This window comes from Xanthomonas hortorum pv. cynarae (assembly GCF_002939985.1).
In the GTDB taxonomy this organism is placed as follows: Bacteria; Pseudomonadota; Gammaproteobacteria; order Xanthomonadales; family Xanthomonadaceae; genus Xanthomonas; species Xanthomonas hortorum_D.
In genome coordinates, this window is the sequence record NZ_MDFM01000041.1 from 19,833 (window position 1) to 37,366 (window position 17,534).

General features: G+C 58.7%; 19 protein-coding genes and 1 pseudogene. 8 read left to right on the plus strand and 12 right to left on the minus strand.

Annotated elements, in window-relative coordinates; translation table 11 throughout:
• Window positions 1–40 precede the first annotated feature (40 nt).
• On the minus strand, window positions 41–565 hold the full coding sequence (locus XcyCFBP4188_RS20155) for a hypothetical protein (RefSeq protein ID WP_104592722.1): 525 nt from the start codon (window positions 563–565) through the stop codon (window positions 41–43).
• Window positions 566–576: 11 nt separating this feature from the next.
• Window positions 577–1,098, minus strand: a complete 522-nt coding sequence (locus XcyCFBP4188_RS20160; RefSeq protein ID WP_206539852.1) for a winged helix-turn-helix transcriptional regulator — start codon at window positions 1,096–1,098, stop codon at window positions 577–579.
• Window positions 1,099–1,254: 156 nt separating this feature from the next.
• Here XcyCFBP4188_RS20160 and XcyCFBP4188_RS20165 point away from each other — a divergent pair, with 156 nt between their 5' ends.
• Together XcyCFBP4188_RS20165 and XcyCFBP4188_RS20170 are read left to right on the plus strand one after the other, a co-directional pair.
• Window positions 1,255–2,058: an SDR family NAD(P)-dependent oxidoreductase gene (locus XcyCFBP4188_RS20165; RefSeq protein ID WP_006452057.1), complete on the plus strand. Its 804-nt coding sequence runs from the start codon at window positions 1,255–1,257 to the stop codon at window positions 2,056–2,058.
• A gap of 114 nt (window positions 2,059–2,172) precedes the next feature.
• Window positions 2,173–2,469, plus strand: a complete 297-nt coding sequence (locus XcyCFBP4188_RS20170) for a YciI family protein (RefSeq protein WP_006452056.1) — start codon at window positions 2,173–2,175, stop codon at window positions 2,467–2,469.
• Between the two features lie 164 nt (window positions 2,470–2,633).
• Here XcyCFBP4188_RS20170 and XcyCFBP4188_RS20175 read toward each other — a convergent pair whose 3' ends face one another.
• Window positions 2,634–3,752, minus strand: coding sequence for an ATP-grasp fold amidoligase family protein (locus tag XcyCFBP4188_RS20175; protein WP_043910186.1), 1,119 nt, complete (start codon window positions 3,750–3,752; stop codon window positions 2,634–2,636).
• Between the two features lie 643 nt (window positions 3,753–4,395).
• Here XcyCFBP4188_RS20175 and XcyCFBP4188_RS20180 point away from each other — a divergent pair.
• Entirely contained in the window at window positions 4,396–5,109 is a 714-nt protein-coding gene (locus tag XcyCFBP4188_RS20180) for a hypothetical protein (protein ID WP_104592724.1), read from the plus strand.
• A gap of 4 nt (window positions 5,110–5,113) precedes the next feature.
• Here XcyCFBP4188_RS20180 and XcyCFBP4188_RS20185 read toward each other — a convergent pair whose 3' ends face one another.
• Entirely contained in the window at window positions 5,114–6,019 is a 906-nt protein-coding gene (locus XcyCFBP4188_RS20185) for a LysR family transcriptional regulator (RefSeq protein ID WP_104592725.1), read from the minus strand.
• 135 nt (window positions 6,020–6,154) lie between these two features.
• Between XcyCFBP4188_RS20185 and XcyCFBP4188_RS20190 the strand changes: the two genes are divergently transcribed.
• From XcyCFBP4188_RS20190 to XcyCFBP4188_RS20200, 3 genes are all read left to right on the plus strand, one after another.
• Window positions 6,155–6,907, plus strand: a complete 753-nt coding sequence (locus tag XcyCFBP4188_RS20190) for an SDR family oxidoreductase (protein ID WP_104592726.1) — start codon at window positions 6,155–6,157, stop codon at window positions 6,905–6,907.
• Window positions 6,908–7,200: 293 nt separating this feature from the next.
• Window positions 7,201–7,476, plus strand: coding sequence for a winged helix-turn-helix transcriptional regulator (locus tag XcyCFBP4188_RS20195; protein ID WP_248283119.1), 276 nt, complete (start codon window positions 7,201–7,203; stop codon window positions 7,474–7,476).
• A gap of 316 nt (window positions 7,477–7,792) precedes the next feature.
• On the plus strand, window positions 7,793–8,353 hold the full coding sequence (locus tag XcyCFBP4188_RS20200) for a hypothetical protein (protein WP_160113186.1): 561 nt from the start codon (window positions 7,793–7,795) through the stop codon (window positions 8,351–8,353).
• A gap of 69 nt (window positions 8,354–8,422) precedes the next feature.
• Here the strand turns inward: XcyCFBP4188_RS20200 and XcyCFBP4188_RS22720 are convergent, their stop codons facing one another.
• From XcyCFBP4188_RS22720 to XcyCFBP4188_RS20220, 3 genes are all read right to left on the minus strand, one after another.
• Entirely contained in the window at window positions 8,423–9,268 is an 846-nt protein-coding gene (locus XcyCFBP4188_RS22720) for a hypothetical protein (protein WP_146094072.1), read from the minus strand.
• 458 nt (window positions 9,269–9,726) lie between these two features.
• A complete protein-coding gene (locus XcyCFBP4188_RS20215) occupies window positions 9,727–11,175 on the minus strand; it encodes an XVIPCD domain-containing protein (RefSeq protein WP_174705866.1) in 1,449 nt (482 codons plus the stop codon).
• Window positions 11,172–11,921, minus strand: coding sequence for a hypothetical protein (locus XcyCFBP4188_RS20220; RefSeq protein WP_325176184.1), 750 nt, complete (start codon window positions 11,919–11,921; stop codon window positions 11,172–11,174). Before XcyCFBP4188_RS20220 ends, XcyCFBP4188_RS20215 begins: the two co-directional genes overlap by 4 nt.
• Before the next feature lie 455 nt (window positions 11,922–12,376).
• Here XcyCFBP4188_RS20220 and XcyCFBP4188_RS20225 point away from each other — a divergent pair, with 455 nt between their 5' ends.
• Both XcyCFBP4188_RS20225 and XcyCFBP4188_RS20230 read left to right on the plus strand, forming a co-directional pair.
• Window positions 12,377–12,727, plus strand: coding sequence for a SymE family type I addiction module toxin (locus XcyCFBP4188_RS20225; RefSeq protein WP_104592735.1), 351 nt, complete (start codon window positions 12,377–12,379; stop codon window positions 12,725–12,727).
• A gap of 113 nt (window positions 12,728–12,840) precedes the next feature.
• Complete coding sequence (locus XcyCFBP4188_RS20230; protein WP_095575070.1) at window positions 12,841–13,065, plus strand: hypothetical protein; 225 nt, start codon at window positions 12,841–12,843, stop codon at window positions 13,063–13,065.
• 61 nt (window positions 13,066–13,126) lie between these two features.
• Here XcyCFBP4188_RS20230 and XcyCFBP4188_RS23515 read toward each other — a convergent pair.
• From XcyCFBP4188_RS23515 to XcyCFBP4188_RS20255, 5 genes and pseudogenes are all read right to left on the minus strand, one after another.
• A pseudogene (locus XcyCFBP4188_RS23515) lies at window positions 13,127–13,421 on the minus strand (hypothetical protein); the annotation flags it as partial.
• A 35-nt stretch (window positions 13,422–13,456) separates the two neighbouring features.
• Complete coding sequence (locus XcyCFBP4188_RS20240; protein ID WP_233397358.1) at window positions 13,457–15,343, minus strand: XVIPCD domain-containing protein; 1,887 nt, start codon at window positions 15,341–15,343, stop codon at window positions 13,457–13,459.
• Between the two features lie 16 nt (window positions 15,344–15,359).
• The gene (locus XcyCFBP4188_RS20245) at window positions 15,360–15,890 is read right to left on the minus strand and encodes a hypothetical protein (RefSeq protein WP_006449190.1); all 531 of its coding nucleotides are present in this window, start codon (window positions 15,888–15,890) and stop codon (window positions 15,360–15,362) included.
• A gap of 220 nt (window positions 15,891–16,110) precedes the next feature.
• Window positions 16,111–16,776 carry a hypothetical protein gene (locus tag XcyCFBP4188_RS20250; RefSeq protein WP_043907560.1) on the minus strand — a complete coding sequence of 222 codons (666 nt, stop codon included), beginning with the start codon at window positions 16,774–16,776 and terminating at the stop codon, window positions 16,111–16,113.
• A 114-nt stretch (window positions 16,777–16,890) separates the two neighbouring features.
• Window positions 16,891–17,112 (minus strand): XAC0095 family protein, encoded by a 222-nt coding sequence (locus XcyCFBP4188_RS20255; RefSeq protein ID WP_167393578.1) that lies wholly within the window; start codon window positions 17,110–17,112, stop codon window positions 16,891–16,893.
• Between the last annotated feature and the right edge of the window lie 422 nt (window positions 17,113–17,534).

Genomic DNA, 17,534 nt, shown 5'->3' on the forward strand with positions numbered 1-17,534 from the left:
CAGTGCCACCGCATTCAACCCAAAACAGCAGCGCCCGCCCTCACAGCTTCTTCTTCAACACCGCCTCGAACGCCGCATCCGGCGCGATGCTGTCGGAGAGCACGATCACCGAATGCAGCTGGCCCTTGGCCTGCACGCTGTACTCGAAGCCCACCGGCTTGCCGCTGCGGCTGAAGACCTCGATCTCGCTGTACTCGCCGAGCTGGCCTTCAAAACTCTCGCGTTCGAAGCCTTGCTTCTTGGCGAAGTTGCCGGCTGCCGTCCGTGCGCCTTCCCACACCGCGTCTTCGTATTTGATCGGCTGCAGCAGGCTGACCAACTGGGTTGCGCATGCGGTGGTGCTGGTCACGCCGTAGCCATCCACCTCGCCCATCAACGGGATCTTGCTCACGTTGCGCTTGGGCGTGGCGGCGACGGTGCAGCCAAGCTGCTGCAGATCGGCAAGATTGAAATGCTCGGCCTTCGGGCGCGGCGCGCTGGTGCTGGCGGTGCCAGCGCCGTTGCAGGCAGACAGCACGCTTACAAGGGCAAGCGGCAAACAGGTGCGTAGGGAAAGGTTCGACAACGGAGACGTCCTCACTCCGGAACCACCATGCGGATCCCGCGCGTGCCGATTTCCGCCCCGGTCACCGCATCGATGGCGATCGGCTGCAGGTCTGTACCGGTTTGCGCATCCACAAAACGCAGCAGCTTGCCTTCGCCACGGTGTTTGCGGCCCCACGCACCAATCATGAAAAGCACCGGCAGGTAATCGCGCCCCGCCTGGGTCAGCACATATTCCTCGCGCGGCGGGCGCGTCGAATACTGGCGCTTCTCCAATAGCTGTTCCTCGGTCAGCGTCGCCAGCCGCTTGGTCAGCATGGTCGGGGCAATTCCCAGACTTTGTCTGAATTGATCGAAGCGGGTCAGCCCGGAATTCGCATCGCGCAGGATCAGCATCGTCCACGCATCGCCAAGGAAGGTCAGGCTCCGGGCGATCGGGCACAGGTTGTCCGAAGAAGTCTTCGAGGTCATATCATTTCCGTATTGACTCACTACTAAATCGATACTAACATGCGGTCCGTGGGCAGGTCCAGTCGCCCTGTGCAGGCAGGTCATGGCTCGCCCAGCCTCGCCCGCAATCGGCACTGCGACATGCACCAACGCACACCGCAACGCGCGTAAACCGCCAGACACCATGCAACTGCAACCCAAGGCGTCTGGCGGTGTTGTTCTCCAACCTTCCGCCAACCTGCTTGCTTGAGAGACATCACCATGAAAAAGACAGTCCTGATCACTGGCGCTTCCTCAGGCTTTGGCCTGCTGCTGGCCAACAACCTGCACAAACAAGGCTTCAACGTCATCGGCACCAGCCGCGAACCGGAGAAGCATCAGAGCAAGGTGCCCTTCAAGTTATTGCGTCTGGATATCGACGATGAAAGCTCGATCCAATCATTTACCAAGGCGTTGTTTCAAGCCGTCGATCGCCTGGATGTGCTAGTCAACAATGCCGGCTATATGGTGACCGGCATCGCCGAAGAAACACCGGTCGATGTTGGCCGGCAGCAGTTCGAAACCAATTTCTGGGGCACGGTGAAAACCACCAATGCGCTGCTGCCGTATTTTCGCAAACAGAAGAGCGGGCAGATCATCACCATCAGTTCGATCGTCGGTTTGATCGGCCCGCCGAACCTCTCGTATTACTCCGCGTCCAAGCATGCGGTGCAGGGATATTTCAAATCGCTACGGTTTGAACTCAATCAGTTCAATATCAAGGTCAACATGGTCGAGCCGGTGTGGTTCAAGACCAATCTTGGCCACAACGCGATCTCCGCAAACGGCAACGATATTGCCGACTACAGCGCCTACCGCAAGCAGGTCAGGGCCCTGACTCAGAAGGGCCTGGACACGGCAGAAGCACCGGACGCGGTTGTCAACACCATCGAGCGGCTGATCCAGGCCAAGGACCCGAAGTTCAGCAATCCCGTCGGCAAGATGACCGGCATGATTCTGTTCCTGCAAAGCTACCTGCCCAAGATGTTCGAAGGCTCGATCTTGAAGAGCGTCAAAACCGCGTAAACCTTGCGGGCGTACGACCGTGTTGCCCGGCCTGTAAAAAATCCCACTGCTGTAAACCCAGACACGGCTTTTGAATAAGCCGCGACGCCACCCTCATGCCACGAGTAACCCACCATGAAGTCTTATTTTTGCAAATACATTCCGCCGCGCAGCGATTTTCTGAGCACCATGACGGAGGAAGAAACATCCCTGATGCAGCAGCACGGCGCGTTTCTGGACCAGCGCCTGGCCGAGGGCCTGATCCTGGCGCACGGCCCGGTGATCGACGACACCGGCGGCTTCGGTCTATCGCTCTATCAGATTGCCGATGATCAGCAGATTGCGGATTTCACCGCGCAAGACCCCATGATCCAAAATGGCATCGGCCATTACGCGCATTACCCCATGCTGCATCTAAAGGTGCGTGGGTAATCCGCCACGCAGGCCAGCATCGGTATCGTCAGCGCAGCGGTCTGCTGCGGCTGACGATGTTGATACACCCATTCGCCAAGATGGCATCCGGGCGCTACGCCCCGGTGGCGCTGCCGCTGATCCATCTGCCGCCCGGTCATCGCCACAGACACCGGCGCCACGCCTCACCGCACCGGCACGCGCACGCGGATGCCTTCCCCGGAAAACCACGGCTCCACCGGCATGCGCCGCTGCACCCACATATCGCCCATCATCCGGTCCAGCCCGCGGGCCAGCCCGGTGACCAGCCCCGCGCCCGGGGTGAAGGTCAGTTCGCCAAAATAGATTTTCCCGCGCTGGATATACCAGTCCACCCGCACGTAATCGCAGTCGCTCGCCAGCACCTTGCTCAGTTCCAGTGCCTGCTCCAGCAGCGCCGGCGCGCAGGGCGGCGTGCGCCCGTCGTCGCGGATGCGGTGGAAGGCCGTGTGCAGGTTATCGACGAAGAAGGTCATCGCCAGCTTCGGTGTGTCGAAGCGGCCGTAGATCACCTGCAGCACGTAATGAAAATTGCCGTCCGCCTGCCGGAACATGTGGAACTTGTAATCCACCGGCACCTGCTGCGCCTCGCCGATGTACCGCTCCACCAGAATGCGCGGCGGGATATCGCGGTAATGGATCTCGCGCACCATCTCGGAGAAGTCGATCCGCAGCCATTGGCCGCAGCGCTCGATGATGCGGCGCTTCTGCACCGCATCCGGCTCGTCGCGCACCACTTGCACCATGGCCGCACCGTGGTTGGCCTTGATCACGGTCTGCCGCCAGCGTGGCAGCTGCAACAACTCGTGTGGGTCGGTGCTGTCCATCAGCAGCGGCACCAGGTGCGCCTCACCGATCCTGGCCGCCACATAGGAGCGCACCGCAAACTTGTCTGCCAGACGCGTGTACAGCGGGTAATCGCCGTGCACGCATTTGCGGTAGAGAATTTTTTCGTTGAAGCATTTCGGCGCATACAGATCCGGCAGCCGCCCGAACGTATGCAGGAAGTGGAGCCGGTCCTGGTGCCGCCAGGGCAGTGTTCTCAGCAGGCTGCGTGCGCCTTTGCGCAGCAGCCGTTTGAGACTGGGTGTCCCTGGCGCTGGCGCTATTGCTGGCGTTGGCGTCGATGTCGGCACCGGCACCGGCACGCGTGGCAACGCGGCCATGCGGCGATGACCAAACGACGACGTCAACGACGGCGGCATGACCGCCCATCCCTGTCCTGTCACACCACGCCCGCCCAATGGCTGCGGGTGCAGCCCTATCGTGTTGTCGGTCATGCCCAGATCCTTCTCGCCGGTTAATTGCGACGTTGGTCACATCTAAATGTGACTTACAGCACGATATACGGAAAATTCAGACCAGGGATGCATTTCGTCTCAGGCGCTCCAATTTCATGCAAATCAGATCGCGTCACTTCCTTGAAAGCCTTACGCAGCAAGCGATCTGGCCTTCAGCCACATATGGCGGCCCGCCGCGCGGGGCGCACCGTGTGGCCTGTTTTGCCCACTCTTGCGCCAGCAGCCAGGACAGCTGGGCGGGTGCGACCTGCGGCCCCAACCGCACGGCAAAACGTGCAACCGGGGGGGGAGCGACACGCCACATCCGGCCACGCGCCACCTGCGTTGTGCGGCCTCAACCGCCGTTATCTGCAGCCCGCAAAGTGCGGGCTGCGAGCAGTGCAGGCCAAAGGCGGCGGAGTCGGCCTGCTTTGCCCAACAGACGTGGCGAACACTCCCCTCTGCCCCCGGGAGAGGGGCCGGGGGTGAGGGTAGGGAGGAGGCGGTGTGTGTTGACTGCCAGCGCAGGCCTGCAATCAGAGGCCAGCAATCAAAGAACGCATTCGCATCGCAGGCCAACATCAAGCACCATCACGCTTGACCACTGCAGCCCGCAACGGATGGCACCATGCGCGTAAAAACGTTCCTGCCCCTGGCGGCACTGTGCATTGCACTTGCCGCTTGCGAAAAAACAGACCAACCAGCGCAAACCGGCAAGGCGTCAACGTCTGCGCTTGCTACACCCCCAACTGCCACTGGCCAGCGCAACGCCGCAACAATGCCGCCCGATCACGCGGCCAACATCAAGCCGCCTTCTGTGAGCCAGGAAGCAAGACGCTATCTATGCCCGCAGGGTCCCAATGCCTGCAGGGTCAGTGGGCCATTGGTTGCCAACTCGGATGCAGAAGCGCAGTGGCTGTGGACCCACGGCTACCCGACAGAGGACGAACTCGCCCGGTTGGAAACCTTGAACCTGGACCAGCTCAAAGCGGAGTCGCAAGCAGGCAACAAGGCCGCCACCGTGATTTACGGCAAAAAGACCGCACTCACTGGGCCCTTTTATAAGGGGATCGATATATTGCGGCGCGCCGCAGTGGCCGGAAATCTGTATGCCTATTACGGGCTGTCGGATGTGTACGCCAGCGACTCCAACAACAAAAACCTGGTCGACAGTCTGGCGTATCTGCGCCTGGCTTATCTATTGGGCGATGCAAAAGCCTCGGCCGTCATCGCATCGCGTGGGTTGAGCCGTGTGGAAAACGTCGTTGCCGATGAGCGCGCCGCCTCACTCCACAAGACGTTTTCCAACTACCAGCGCGCCTCGCCAAGACCGTTGGAATAAACGTCTATCGCTGCGAGCAGGAGGGGGCGTTGAGTTGCGGAATCTTCGCAAACGCCTCGGCAATAAAATCCATAAACACAATCGCCCGCTTGGCCACCAGGCGGTTGGCGGCATACATGATGTGCATGGGCACCGCAGGGCCAGCGAACGCACTGAGCACGATCTGCAGATGCCCGGCGTTGAGCCCCTGTTCGAATAACCATTCCGGCCCCTGCCCGATGCCCAGGCCCGCGCTCACCGCCTCGCGCGCCGCTTCCGGCGAATTGACCCGGATCCTGCCGGTGACCGGCACGTCCACCTCCTTGAAGCGCCAGCTCGCCCCCGATGCCAACAAGGTGTACAGCACGCAATCGTGTTGGCGCAGGTCGTCGGGCACGATGGGGATGCCGCGCTCGGCAAGATAGTCCTTGCTTGCCACGCACACGCGCTTGAACGATCCAATTCGCCGTGCACGCAGCGCACTGTTTTCCAGGTGGCCGATGCGGATGGCAAGCTCCGCACCCTCATCGAGCAGATTGACGAAGCGGTCGTTGATCTGCAGATCCAGCTCCAGGCCCGGAAAGCGCCGCAAAAACTCCGGCACCAGCGGCATCACATACTGATGCGACAACGCCGTTGGGCAGGCCACCCGCAATAACCCGGAAGGTTGCACGTTATCGCGCAGCGACATTTCCGACTCGCCCACCGCATCCAGGATGCGGCGCACCTCCGCGTAGTAGCGCTCTCCCTCCGGCGTCAGCACCAGCTTGCGGGTGGAGCGGTTGAGCAGCCGCGTGTGCAGATGTTCTTCCAACGCCGCCACGTGGCGGCTGACATTGGGCTGGCCCAAGCCCAGATCCCGCCCCGCAGCAGAAAAACTCCCGGTTTCCACCGCACGGGCAAAGCAGGTCATCAGCAGAAATCGGTCCATCGCCAGCCCATCAATTCATGCGCAGATCGCATGAATGGTATGTGGCGGGGACGTCTTCTAGCAAATTCAGCATGGGCGCACGCTGCACACCTCGAAGGCCGGCCACGCGCGGCAGGCCTCGCTCAGGAGCACCCTATGTCCCGTTTAGCAGGCAAACGCACCCTCATCACCGGCGGCACCAGCGGTATTGGCCTGGAAACCGCCAGTCAGTTTCTTGCCGAAGGCGCCCGCGTCATCGTCACCGGCAACAACCCCGAGTCCATTGCCAAGGCCAAGGCCGCGCTGGGCGCCGAGGTGCTGGTGCTGCGCGCCGATTCGGCCAGCGTCGCCGCGCAGCAGCAACTCGCGCAGGCGGTGCAGGCGCATTACGGCCAGCTCGACATCGCCTTCCTCAATGCCGGCGTCTCGGTATGGGCGCCGATCGAAGAGTGGAGCGAGCAGGCCTTCGAGGCCTCCTTCGCCATCAACGTCAAAGGCCCGTACTTCCTCCTGCAGTCGCTGCTGCCGGTGTTCGCCAACCCCGCCTCGGTGGTGCTCAACACCTCCATCAATGCACATGTGGGCGCGGCCCGCTCGTCGGTATATGCCGCGACCAAGGCGGCCTTCCTGAGCATGACCAAGACACTCTCCAGCGAACTGCTGGCGCGCGGCATCCGCCTCAACGCGGTGAGCCCCGGCCCGGTGGAAACCCCGCTGTACGACAAGCTCGGCATCCCCGACGCCTACCGCGACCAGGTCAACAAGGACATTGCCGCCACCATCCCGTTCGGCCGGTTCGGCACCCCGGACGAAGTGGCCAAGGCCGTGCTGTACCTGGCCTCGGACGAATCCCGCTGGACGGTGGGCTCGGAAATCATCGTCGACGGCGGCCGCACGCTCAACGGGTGAGGTGTCTCGAATGCACTGCCCTGGACGGCGACCATCGTCGCCGGTAAGGCTGGATCTGAGTACATGCCTGCCAGACAGTTCCCAAGCAATATCGTTAGAGCAAACGTTTCCCAAATCAACGCATTGGTGGATAAAGCATGATGCCGTCATGTCAGGTTGACGTGCCTGCCGGTCGTGGCTAACGTGGGCCTCAACAACTAACCCTCATTGCTACGGGCTTGCACCTTAGGAGTCAGGGAGAAAAAGCCGGCCTTGGGCCGGTTTTTTCATTTCTGAGAAACAGAAACGGCAAGGTGCAGCGCTACTCGGATCTGGAACGGCTGATTCCCGCCATCTCGCAGAAGAGGCTGGCCCAACAGCTGCGCCAGCTTGAACGCGACGGCCTGGTGCAACGCACCGTCTACGCGCAGGTACCGCCGCAGGTGGACTACCGCCTCACGCCATGGGGCCAGGCCCTGTGCCCTGCACTGGATGCAATGCTTACCTGGGGTGAAGCGCGGGAAGCAATCAGCCAAGCCAACACTGCCGAGTGGGCAGCTGAAGGGCTTGCTTGGCGCGGTATCTCCTAGAGCTTCTGCCGCGTTATCCGTAGGCGCACACCTGCCGGGCTCACATGATCGATCTAGTATGGCTTTGACACCATCTTGGTGGATGCGAGGCCAAACATGGCGACCAAAGACCTGCAACGCCTCCAAAACGCCGGCCTTATCAGCGCTTAGCCGCTAAATTAAGACTCGGATTCAGATCAAATAGGCCGAACTGAGTTGCGAAGCAGCTTTTTGGCTAGCTGTACACCTCTGCGGAATGGTCAGGCTCGAGCAGCCAAAAGTCGCGAAGTAGCCCAAAGTTGCTATACGCTTGAGCTTCTGTTCAGATTAATTCTATGTGGCCATGCAGAAATTTTTCCATATCGATAAGCACAGCCGGCTGAAGCCCGGCCATGTCATTGCAGTGAATGAAATAGGCTTGTCTTCGTTTGGAAGGAACTTCGCAGAGAAGTTCAGAGCAGCCGGCATGTCGTTCACTCCGCCATTTGAGGTTAGAACCTCGAACGAGATCCTCCGCCGCGAATACTTCCTTGAAGTTGCCAGGAGAATTTTTTCGGCGCAGGGGGCCAAGCTGAACTCTCGGCTTTCATCTCTGTTCTGTGTAGAAGAGTTGGAGTCCGCCAAGGAATTTGCCGCTCGCATGAAGTTGCCGGCTGGATCGCCAATCTTTGAAGTGGGAACGGCGTCTCCAGTGTCAAGGCACGACATGAGCTGGCTCGATTTCAGTTTTCCAGCTGATATCGAGTCCCGAATGCAGCACTATCACCTGTACTGGACTGGGCATTCGATCGATGAAAATATTTACCGCCCCAATGGATTACCAGATGATCACAAATCACTGTTTGAAATTTTGATTCCTGGCGAGGTCACGATTGGGCAGCTTGTGGGAAAGACCTAGGGAAGGTATGAGAAATCCGCTAGACTTATTAATTCCAGCCTTCGGCGTGATAACGCATGCCGTGGCTGCCTAGCCACCAAGCTTGAACACAGGAAAGGCTGGGGCAAATTTCGCCATGGGAATCGCAGCTGTGCAAAGTTTCCCCGTCTCTTGGAAGAAGCGCAGAAGCGTGACCCCAGGGTCCTCGGGTGCTTCCAAGCTATATCTTTTAAATGGCGCCAGCTGAATTGTCGACATAGCCCCTACTTTCGTTGCGGTTGTCTGGAAAAGAAGGGCCGTAGATGCATGATCTGCTGCCAATGGCTGCCTATGCATAAAGCGGTTGCGCATTTCTCCAAGCTCAGTAAGCCAACCTGGCTCAGTTTCTGTACCCGCAGCAGTCAAGAGTAGATCTACGAACGGGTCAGATCGGAATTTAGAATTCGCCTCCTTCTTGAGCCAACTGCAGAGCCTTGCAAAGCTATCAGTTCCCTTTTTCGCGTTAACGCCAATTGCAGCCAACGTAGCCAGGTAATCTCTCGCCGCGCAAAGCTCCGCTACCAATGAGTGGATAGCAAGGTGCAAGTCGAACATTGCAACGTTGGAGAAGCGTCCTCCCGGTTTCCGGGGAAGGGCTAATGCCCACCGCAACTGCTCGTTATGCAGCCGGCAGACCTCTCGCATCCGTAGCCCAGCGAACTGCAGTGAAAGCGAAAGATAGTTAGCCAGTTCTGCGGTGACTTCATCGCCGGCCTCTCCCGCAGCAAATGAGATCCCATGCCAAGCATCGGCTGTCTTCTCACTTTTTCCAGTAACCCCTGGGAAAGGACTCCAAAATTCGACCCGCTCCGGACTTTGCCCAACATGTACATGATTAGCTCCAACCAGGTAACTCCCAACCTCCGCAGCAACACCACACGCGTCATGGAATGACATTGGCCCTATGTATGCATCTTTTGGGGTCACCTGTATTGGACCGAGTATTAACTCCTGCCGGCTTACGGGAAGAGCAACCAAGCCACCCGTGAAGTACAGAGTTTCCGACGATGTGCTAGGGACGAGCTTAACGTTAGTCATTGGAAGCGAGTCATATGGAGATGGGGACTTGTTCATGAATCGGCGGCTTCAGCCACTGGTCGAAAACCCGATACGGACAAACTGAATCGCTTCAACAGGTTTGAAATCTAAGACCGATGCCATTCCCTATCTCTTCGGGTCAAGCGCCAACCCCATTGAAGTAATCAGCAAGCGCACCTAAAGTGACGTCCTGGCAATGACGTGATCAGATTCAGTTATCCGGTCACAGCCACTACCAACTGAGTTACAGAAGATGTTTTATCGTAAGCTGTAATTACGGTACCACTTGCAAGAACTAAGCTTGTACGCATGCTTCCCTACAACGTCGGCAGCGGGCTGCGCGATTGCTGCTCTTGTGAACGCCGCTGCTCCAACGACTGTTCCTGCGCACGCTCCTGTGCCAAGCGCTGATTGATCGTTTCTAGTTGCGCAAAGCTTTCTCGCAATGGCCGTTGCGCGGCCTCTGCCGTCGGCATATGCGCTCTCAGCTTTGCTGGGTCCTGCGGCTCGCCTTGCACCACAAACAGGGTCTGTGCAGCAGGCACATCCTTGGTCTTTTCGTTGAGCAACACGTGGTCGACTCGGGTCAACCCATTGTCCTTGGCCAGGGTGAGCAGGCTGGCCGTCATCCGCTCGCTGGTTACATCGAATGTGCGGCCGTTGGCGGCATCCAGCTGTTCCACCTTGCCGCGAATCTGCTGATGCATTGAGTGGTCTGGGTGGCCTGCATCTGCAGGCGTCAATTTGGGGCTGGGTTCAACAGGCGTTGCCAGGTTTGGGGAGTTGATGCCGCGTGTACCGGTTTCCTTGAGTTGCACCATGCCATATCCGTCTTTGCCCAAATCCACAAGATTGAACGTCGAGGCAGACCCTAGGTCCAGCCCGTTGCGTTCCAATTGCCTTGGTTCTAGGCCCAGCGACTTGAGGTCGATGCGAACTTCCGGAGGCTGCCGGTCGTGAGCCAGATGGTTATAGTTCTTCGCGATGTGGCTGATGGCACTGACACCGTAGTAGTTGCGGTAATCGGAATCGCCGTGCGGCCCGAGCGTACCTCTACTGTCGTAGAAGCACTGCTCTACAGATTTGGTTAGCGCGTCGTTGCGTGCAAATGGGCGCGTCGTTAGCTCGTCGTAGCTCAGGCCGTTGGCAAATTGCGGAGGGTTTGTTTCTCTGTCTACGCAACGGGTGGTGGAGCGTTGGAGTAGCCGTAGCTCGACAATGTCATCCGGCATCGTCGGGCTTTGATGCTTGATACGGTCATGCAGGGCGCGCATGCCGGAAATCTCGGACAATGCTTCATCTTCTCGGGTTGCGTCCAAGTACACCTGCGTCGGCCCCGTGAGGTCGACTTGACCCTCTCGGTTTTCATGGGCTTCCTGCATGCGGCTGCCCATGGTTTTTCCGAACTCTGCCAGTGCCTGGGTACGATGCTCAGCCAGCACACCATGCATCGTTTCGTGGCCCATGACCTCTGTCAGGTAATCGATGCGCTGGGTACCGCTGAAATCTGCGAAGGCTGCTTCGCTAATGTTGAGCGTTCCCGCCTTGCCATCCTTACCATCCTGGAAGTGGCCGCCGTTGTTTTGGCCGTGCGAGACCGCAATCGCTCCTATCTGTTCTTTCTCAATCGCATTGCCTAATAAGTTCGATAGGTACGGCGATTCAGCGAGCGCTTGCCGAATGCTGGACTCGGCCTCTTTAGGAAGGCGTGGGTCTTCAGCCATCCGAGCTAGCAAAGGTTCAATTCGCGGATCAACAGGTGTCATACATCACCTCCATCAATTTGCACGCCAAACGCGCATTCGCGCGAGCCGCTTTCTTGGCTAGTTCGATAAATCAGCAATGCCACTGAGAAGCCCTGCTTTCCGTTGTCGATGGAGCGCCAGTGTTGGCGTAGCCATCCCGCCTGGAAAGGGCGCTGCCCGCCGCGCTTGTAACCCATGGCCTCCAACTTCTGCGAGAGCGCTGCCGCGTCCCAAATGCAGACGGATGTCGGCGTGCGCGTTGGGTCGATGGGATTGGGCAGAGCCACCGCAACCTCCATGCTTGAAAAGCCTTTTTTCGCAGGAAAATGCGTGGCATAGAACGTATAGCCATCGGCTAGTGCGACGTCCTTCACCACATGCCAAGGAGATGCAGGCTCTGAGGCGGGCCCAAGCTTCATTCCCAGCGCGGACTCCAAGCGCGTATAGCTCATGTCCTCTGGAACCTTGAATGCATCGGCGAACTGCAGCAATCGAGCCTCTAACTCTTGGTTGCTGATGCTTGTTGTCGGGGTGTTGACTCCGTTGGTCACGGTTTTTGACGTAGCGTGGGATGCCGGGGACTTGGCTGCCACAGAGCGCACACCACGGGCATCGCCGGCTATCTCTTCGGAGGAGCGAGCGCAGGAGCTCGATAGCACCGCCGCCAGCGTCAGCGAAACAAGCAGAGCGAGTGAGCGGAGTCTTGTCATTGTCTTCCTGTTGCCCAACGCGGCGCTTCGATTCGAGGCAAGTTCTTTATCTATCACGGCTACTCCAAACTCTTCTGCACAAGATCCTGATCGAATGGAGCGGTTGCAAGTAATGCGCAGAGTAGTGCTGTCGCAGGCTAAAAGTGGAGGACACCAGATTCTGCTCGCGTCGTACTTCGAAATTCTCTGTGCTCTGCCCCGCTAAGAACACGTCTCAGCGCATGTTCTCCAGACTACCAGTCTCAGCCAGTTGACACGTCACGTAGCGCGTAGCAATCTCCACCCCAAGGAGCCTAGAAACTCCTCAGAGAGCGGTACCCACCTCCGTCAAACCGGTGGGTTTTTTGTGCCTGCAGCGTCTTGCGGGTGCAACCGACGCGATGCCTGCGTCGGGAGGGCGGCTAATACAACACCCTTCGGGGAAATACGCCCGCCGGCTCTCTGCGGTTTCTAGCCTCCCGACATCCCGTTGCGTTGTGCAACGGGGCCTGTTCGTCAAGGAGGGCTTTGCCATGCGTCGATCCACGTCCCGTCCCACATCCGCACGCCAGCGCGCCACGGAGCCGCCGCCCCGCGAGATCGGCTGGCACTCGCTCGATCCCTCGATCAAGCCGCGGCCCTACGTCGAGCGCACGCCCATCCCCCAACCCCGCGCCGAAGCCCGCCCCCCACGCCCCGGGCACCCGCGTGCCCCAACACACTGCACCGTCGGCTACGGTTATTACCCAGCCAGCGACCTACGCGTCCCCACGCTGCGCCTGCGCGGCCGCTGGCTGGAACAACTGGGCTTTGCCATTGGCAGCAAGCTGCACATCCGCCTGCGCGATGGCGAGCTAGTGGTGAGTGTGGCGCCCACAGACTGACGCCCCACCGTGCGCGTGCAGCCACGCAGGTGCACGGCCACCCTTCAGGCACGCTGCGCGCATGCTGCGCGAAGTGCGCACGTGCCTCGCCATGCTTCGCAGAGGATCACGCAATGCACCCGCATGCCGCCGTCTTTTGTCTCACGCTGGACCAGATCGACCAACTCGACCGCCTGATGCGCACCATCGCCGCCCACGGCGACGTGATCGCCATGAGCGCCCCACAGTGCCTGCACGCACAGACGCTGCCAACCCTGGGCCAGGCCATCTTCGACGCAGCCAACGCGGTGCGCGCGATTCTTGAGCAACGGGTAGAGCACACGGCCTGTGCGCCTTAGCGGCACATCACGAACAGCCGGGCAGATGCACCACGCCCTCACGCCTGCCAACCTGAGCTACCTAGCCACGCTGACACCGCTGCCATCTACCCGCAGCCGCAGACACCTGCTCCCACCCGTTACGTAGCCGCTGCATCGCCTGCCCGCCTACGCATGCATCGCCCAGCTGCTTGGCCTCTGCCGTGCCGAGGCCAAGGCAGCGCAACGATGGAATCCGACGGAGCCGCGCGCCCCTGCCGATGCGCTTCGTTACGCAACGTCATGTTCTCGATGCCTTGGCAGTAGCGAGCCATGCCCGGATGTGGGTGCGTGCGGTATTGGTCGCAATTGAACGGCGTGGTATCGCGCGCCATTGAGTATGCAGTTTCGTCGCGCCTGGTCAGCGTGAGACCTATCTAGCCGGGCCGCCTGGGCTCGGCTCGTTCATACCGCGCGCCAGTTCTTGCTGCTGCACTAGCGCTCTTTCTTGCGCGATCGCTAGATTGGCCGCCAGCAACTTCTGGTCCGACTGTTCGACGGGGATATGGATCGCCTGATCGATCTCCACATGCGCGCGCTTGTGCGCAGGATCGTCCATCCGTCCCTCCACCGCGAACACGTTGCCGGTCTTGCTCATCACCACATGATCCACACGGCTGAGCGCGTTGCTGGCCAGCGCGTAGTCTGTGACGTGTGGATGTGCCTCGCTGTTGTCCTTGCATGCGGCCAGCAGGCTGCGGCTCACGCGTTCGCTCATATCGTCATAGGGCTTGCCCACACTTTCATCGATCTTGCGTACACCACCGCGAATTTGCTCAAGCATGGCGTGGTCCGGATGCGCAGGATCATCCGGGCCGCGCGGGCCCGCTGCGGCAGGGGCACTGGGTACCACCGGCACGTAGGTGTGGTCGTGCGCCCGATTCACGCTGCCGTCCTGCGTGTGGTCGAAATGGTGCAGCGTGGGCGGCTTGGTGCTGCTGTCGTGATACGGAAACGGTGTCTTGTTCGGCCCTCGGTCCAGACCTTCGTTCTCGATCAGATGTTCTTTCAGCCCCAACGCGGCCATATCGATCGTCACCTGTGGCCGGACACCTTGGTGCAGCACGTTTGCGCGATCTTCTGCCTGAAGGATCTGTTCTACCCCCCAAGTGCCGTAGTAATTGGGATAGTCGGCCGTCGGTTGGAGCGCGCCCGCCGAATTGCGGTGCTCGCCGATGCCAACTGGGCGTTGGCCAGGCTGCGAATAGAGCGGCGATGGTCTATCAAAATAATGGTGCCCCATAGCCGTAATATTTCCGGACGTCTGAGAGAGGCTACCGTCTTGGTTGAACGTCAAACCTGGCTTGCCGGTGATAAGGCCTGTGAAAGGATCCTTTTCGACAAAATCCTTGACCCTGTCAATTTGCGTTCCGTGCATTTCCTTCAGGCCTGCACTGGGATTGAGCTGCTGTCGCTTACTGAGCAATGCATTCCAGCCGGCAATCTCCGCTTTAGCTTCGTCCTCACGTCCAGCCTGTATGTAGTTGCGAAGTTCGTCCGTGTAGTCATGTACAGGCCCTCGGGCCTTCGATTGGGTTTCAACATCCACTAGAAATTTATTTGTAGCCTGATTTTTAGATGCATGGTTAAAACTGTGCTGGATCTCGTGTCCGAGCACAAATGTCATGTCTCTATCGTTAAAGGTCCCGTGAGGGTTAGCAGCCGAGCCTGTCTGGAGGCCGAGCGGCGGCAAATTCATTATCTTGTTGCTACCGTCGTACGTACCACCAGCCGCCATGCCTGGTCCCAAAAAGCCAAAACCTTCGAGGTGCGCTCTCAGGGGGCGCTGCTTGTCCGAAGGATCGACCGTAGTCGCGGACTTCTTGATCTCGTCGGCTAAAAACGGTGAGCCATTGATGGTTGACTGCAGGTTGTCGACCATATCTTGTGTAACAGGATGACTATTTCTTGCAGAGTCTTGATACGTGCTGTGTGCAAACGCTACCGACATCTGTTGGACTTGCAGAGTGGCTTTTAGGTCGCTACTTGCTAATGTTCCCGTCGGCTGGATGCTTGTTGAAGGGAGCGTAATGAGACCACTTTGTATGTTGTAAGTTCCAGCGAGATTCGGCGCCGAACTGTTCGCTGCTTGCAGCGCAAAGCCTCGAAGATGACCTGCTTGTGCTTCCTGATCAAATTGCTGCAGTAGCTTAGCGTCAGCTATCAGCGCACCGCGAAGCTGCGCAACCTGATCTTGGTTGCCTCCAGACGCAGCAAATCGAGCTAACGCTGCTTCGAGTTGTGGGCTGGGGGTGGCCATCAGCTTTCATCCTTGGTTAGTTCAAAGTTCCAATCGATTTGACGCAGAGCCGGCCAGATGATCCAGGTGCTTCATTCTGAGGAACGATTGAGATCACGATATCTTTGCCGCTGCCGTCTTTTGCGTACTTGGCAAACCGCCAACTTTGCAATTGACCAATTTCCCCGTACACCGGCGAGTCGACAAATCCCATCTGGACTAGTGAACTCTTGTACTTCTCGAAATCAACGCAATTGCCTTCCAAGCTTGAAAATTCATCATTGTTATTAATGAAGGATAGGCTGATGCCCTGTTTGAGAGAGCGAGACTCGGGAGTCAGTTCCAAAGAATAATTCCATCCATTGCTCAGTGCTTGACCATGGATATAGGACTCAAGATTCTCGGAGGGGAAGGTAACTCTTTTGAGGGAGATACCGGTGACTTCGCGCACTCTATCAACGGTTAAATCCTTCCTGGATTCCAAGCCTTTCAGCAACTTCAAGAACCTCTTGCCGATTTCATCAGCGCCGAGCGTGGGATTGACCATGTCGGTCTCAGATGTAGTCATTGCGCCGTATTCCTTCGAAATTGGCTCTGTGGGTTCGACCGTCGTGTGCGCGCAAGCACAGAGCGTAGTTCCGCATAGCGAGGTAAGCAATAGCATTGCAGCTTTGGTAGGCCTCATTGACATGATCCATACACTGAAGTGGGACCGTCGTAATCTAGCAAATCATCGGCCATACCTTTGGATACTGACGCAACTGGCGCTATTCCATATGACTCCGGCGTCATGCATCACCTCCGTCAATTTGTGCGCCATACACGCACTCGCGCCTTGCGCCGTCGGCAGTGGTCTCGTAAATCAACAAGGCAACCGAGAAGCCTTGATCACTCTTCTGGATGGCGCGCCAATGTTGCCGAAGAGTGCCGCCCTGGAATGGGCGCTGCCCACCGCGCTTGTAACCCATGGCCCCAAGCTTTGCAGAAAAATCAGCCGCATCCCAAACGCATGTGGCAGCCGGGATCCGCGTAGGGTCTTGCTTGTCTGGTAAGCCGATCAGGAGGTTGATAAAGGAAAACCCCTTTTTCTCCGGGCTGTGCGACACATACAACGTATAGCCGTTCGCCAGAGGAAGGCTTCTCAGCACACGCCGTGACACCGCAAGATCCTTCGGCGGGTCGAATTTGATGCCAAGCATCTCCTCCACCCGCTTGTGGCTCATGTCGCCGGGTTGTTCCAGCGATGCTGCAAATCTCAAAAGCCCGGCTTCAATCTGCTGGATGTCGAGAGCGGCATTCTTCGTCACGGTGGTTGGCGCAGAACGTGCTGCGGGTGTGGGCGACGGAGCAGCAGGCAGATCGCTCGCTTTCTCAGACGGCCGGGTGCACGCGATCGAAAGCACCGAGGTAAGTGCCAAGCAAAGCAGCAGCATGAATGAGCGAAAGCTGGTCATAGTTGTCTTGTATGCCGGTGCGGCGCGCTGATACAAGCCAAGGTACTCGCCCACGTCCAAACCGGCCAGCCCACCGGCTACTGAGCCGACACGCTGACCGAGACAAGCGCAGCTTTAGGGGGCGGTGTTCAATTCCCTAAGCACATCGTCCACTTGCTCGGCCAGGTGTTGCAGGCAGTGCGCCCATTGCTGCAGTGGAATCGCCGGTGTACCCAACGTGCCTTCGTCGCGCGAGCGCGGTGTGGCTAGGGTGGAGAGCAGGCGCAGTTGATCGCGCACGCGCAGCAAGTGGTATTGCGTGCCTTCGGACATCCAGTAACCGAGTTCGTCGCGCATGCCGCTCTCCTTGCCGTGAAGCAGCTCCCGCTGCACAACGCAGCGGGATGCCGGGAGGCTAGAAACCGCAGACAGCCGGCGGGCTTATTCCCCTTGCGGGTGTTGTATTCGCCGCCCTCCCGGCGTAGGAACGCCGAGCAGTGCCAGGCCAAATGGCCGAGCACAAAAAACCCACCAAATTCTCGGAGGTGGGCACCGCTGTCTGTGTGGAGTTTCTAGGCTCCGAGCGGAAGTGTGCGTGTGGAGGTGAGTTGGGTCAAGTTGAAGCAATGCCCGGCGTGTAGATGTGGGGCTTTGCACGTAATTTTTTCGAATAGACGCGCGGCGGCAATGACGCACTAGGGCCTGTTAACACTAATGGCCCGAGCGATTAAACTATTGAGCATGGAGATCACGCCAGCACAATTTTCTCTGATCGAACA

Bases quoted from the DNA above. Each gene is read 5' to 3' on its own strand.
- XcyCFBP4188_RS20185 (WP_104592725.1), bottom strand. From the start codon at position 6,019: ATGGACCGATTTCTGCTGATGACCTGCTTTGCCCGTGCGGTGGAAACC.
- XcyCFBP4188_RS22720 (WP_146094072.1), bottom strand. From the start codon at position 9,268: ATGTCATTCCATGACGCGTGTGGTGTTGCTGCGGAGGTTGGGAGTTAC.
- XcyCFBP4188_RS20160 (WP_206539852.1), bottom strand. From the start codon at position 1,098: ATGACCTGCCTGCACAGGGCGACTGGACCTGCCCACGGACCGCATGTT.
- XcyCFBP4188_RS20230 (WP_095575070.1), top strand. From the start codon at position 12,841: ATGCACCCGCATGCCGCCGTCTTTTGTCTCACGCTGGACCAGATCGAC.
- XcyCFBP4188_RS20250 (WP_043907560.1), bottom strand. From the start codon at position 16,776: ATGACCAGCTTTCGCTCATTCATGCTGCTGCTTTGCTTGGCACTTACC.
- XcyCFBP4188_RS20245 (WP_006449190.1), bottom strand. From the start codon at position 15,890: ATGACTACATCTGAGACCGACATGGTCAATCCCACGCTCGGCGCTGAT.
- XcyCFBP4188_RS20165 (WP_006452057.1), top strand. From the start codon at position 1,255: ATGAAAAAGACAGTCCTGATCACTGGCGCTTCCTCAGGCTTTGGCCTG.
- XcyCFBP4188_RS20190 (WP_104592726.1), top strand. From the start codon at position 6,155: ATGTCCCGTTTAGCAGGCAAACGCACCCTCATCACCGGCGGCACCAGC.
- XcyCFBP4188_RS20240 (WP_233397358.1), bottom strand. From the start codon at position 15,343: ATGGCCACCCCCAGCCCACAACTCGAAGCAGCGTTAGCTCGATTTGCT.
- XcyCFBP4188_RS20255 (WP_167393578.1), bottom strand. From the start codon at position 17,112: ATGCGCGACGAACTCGGTTACTGGATGTCCGAAGGCACGCAATACCAC.
- XcyCFBP4188_RS20180 (WP_104592724.1), top strand. From the start codon at position 4,396: ATGCGCGTAAAAACGTTCCTGCCCCTGGCGGCACTGTGCATTGCACTT.
- XcyCFBP4188_RS20225 (WP_104592735.1), top strand. From the start codon at position 12,377: ATGCGTCGATCCACGTCCCGTCCCACATCCGCACGCCAGCGCGCCACG.
- XcyCFBP4188_RS20170 (WP_006452056.1), top strand. From the start codon at position 2,173: ATGAAGTCTTATTTTTGCAAATACATTCCGCCGCGCAGCGATTTTCTG.
- XcyCFBP4188_RS20215 (WP_174705866.1), bottom strand. From the start codon at position 11,175: ATGACACCTGTTGATCCGCGAATTGAACCTTTGCTAGCTCGGATGGCT.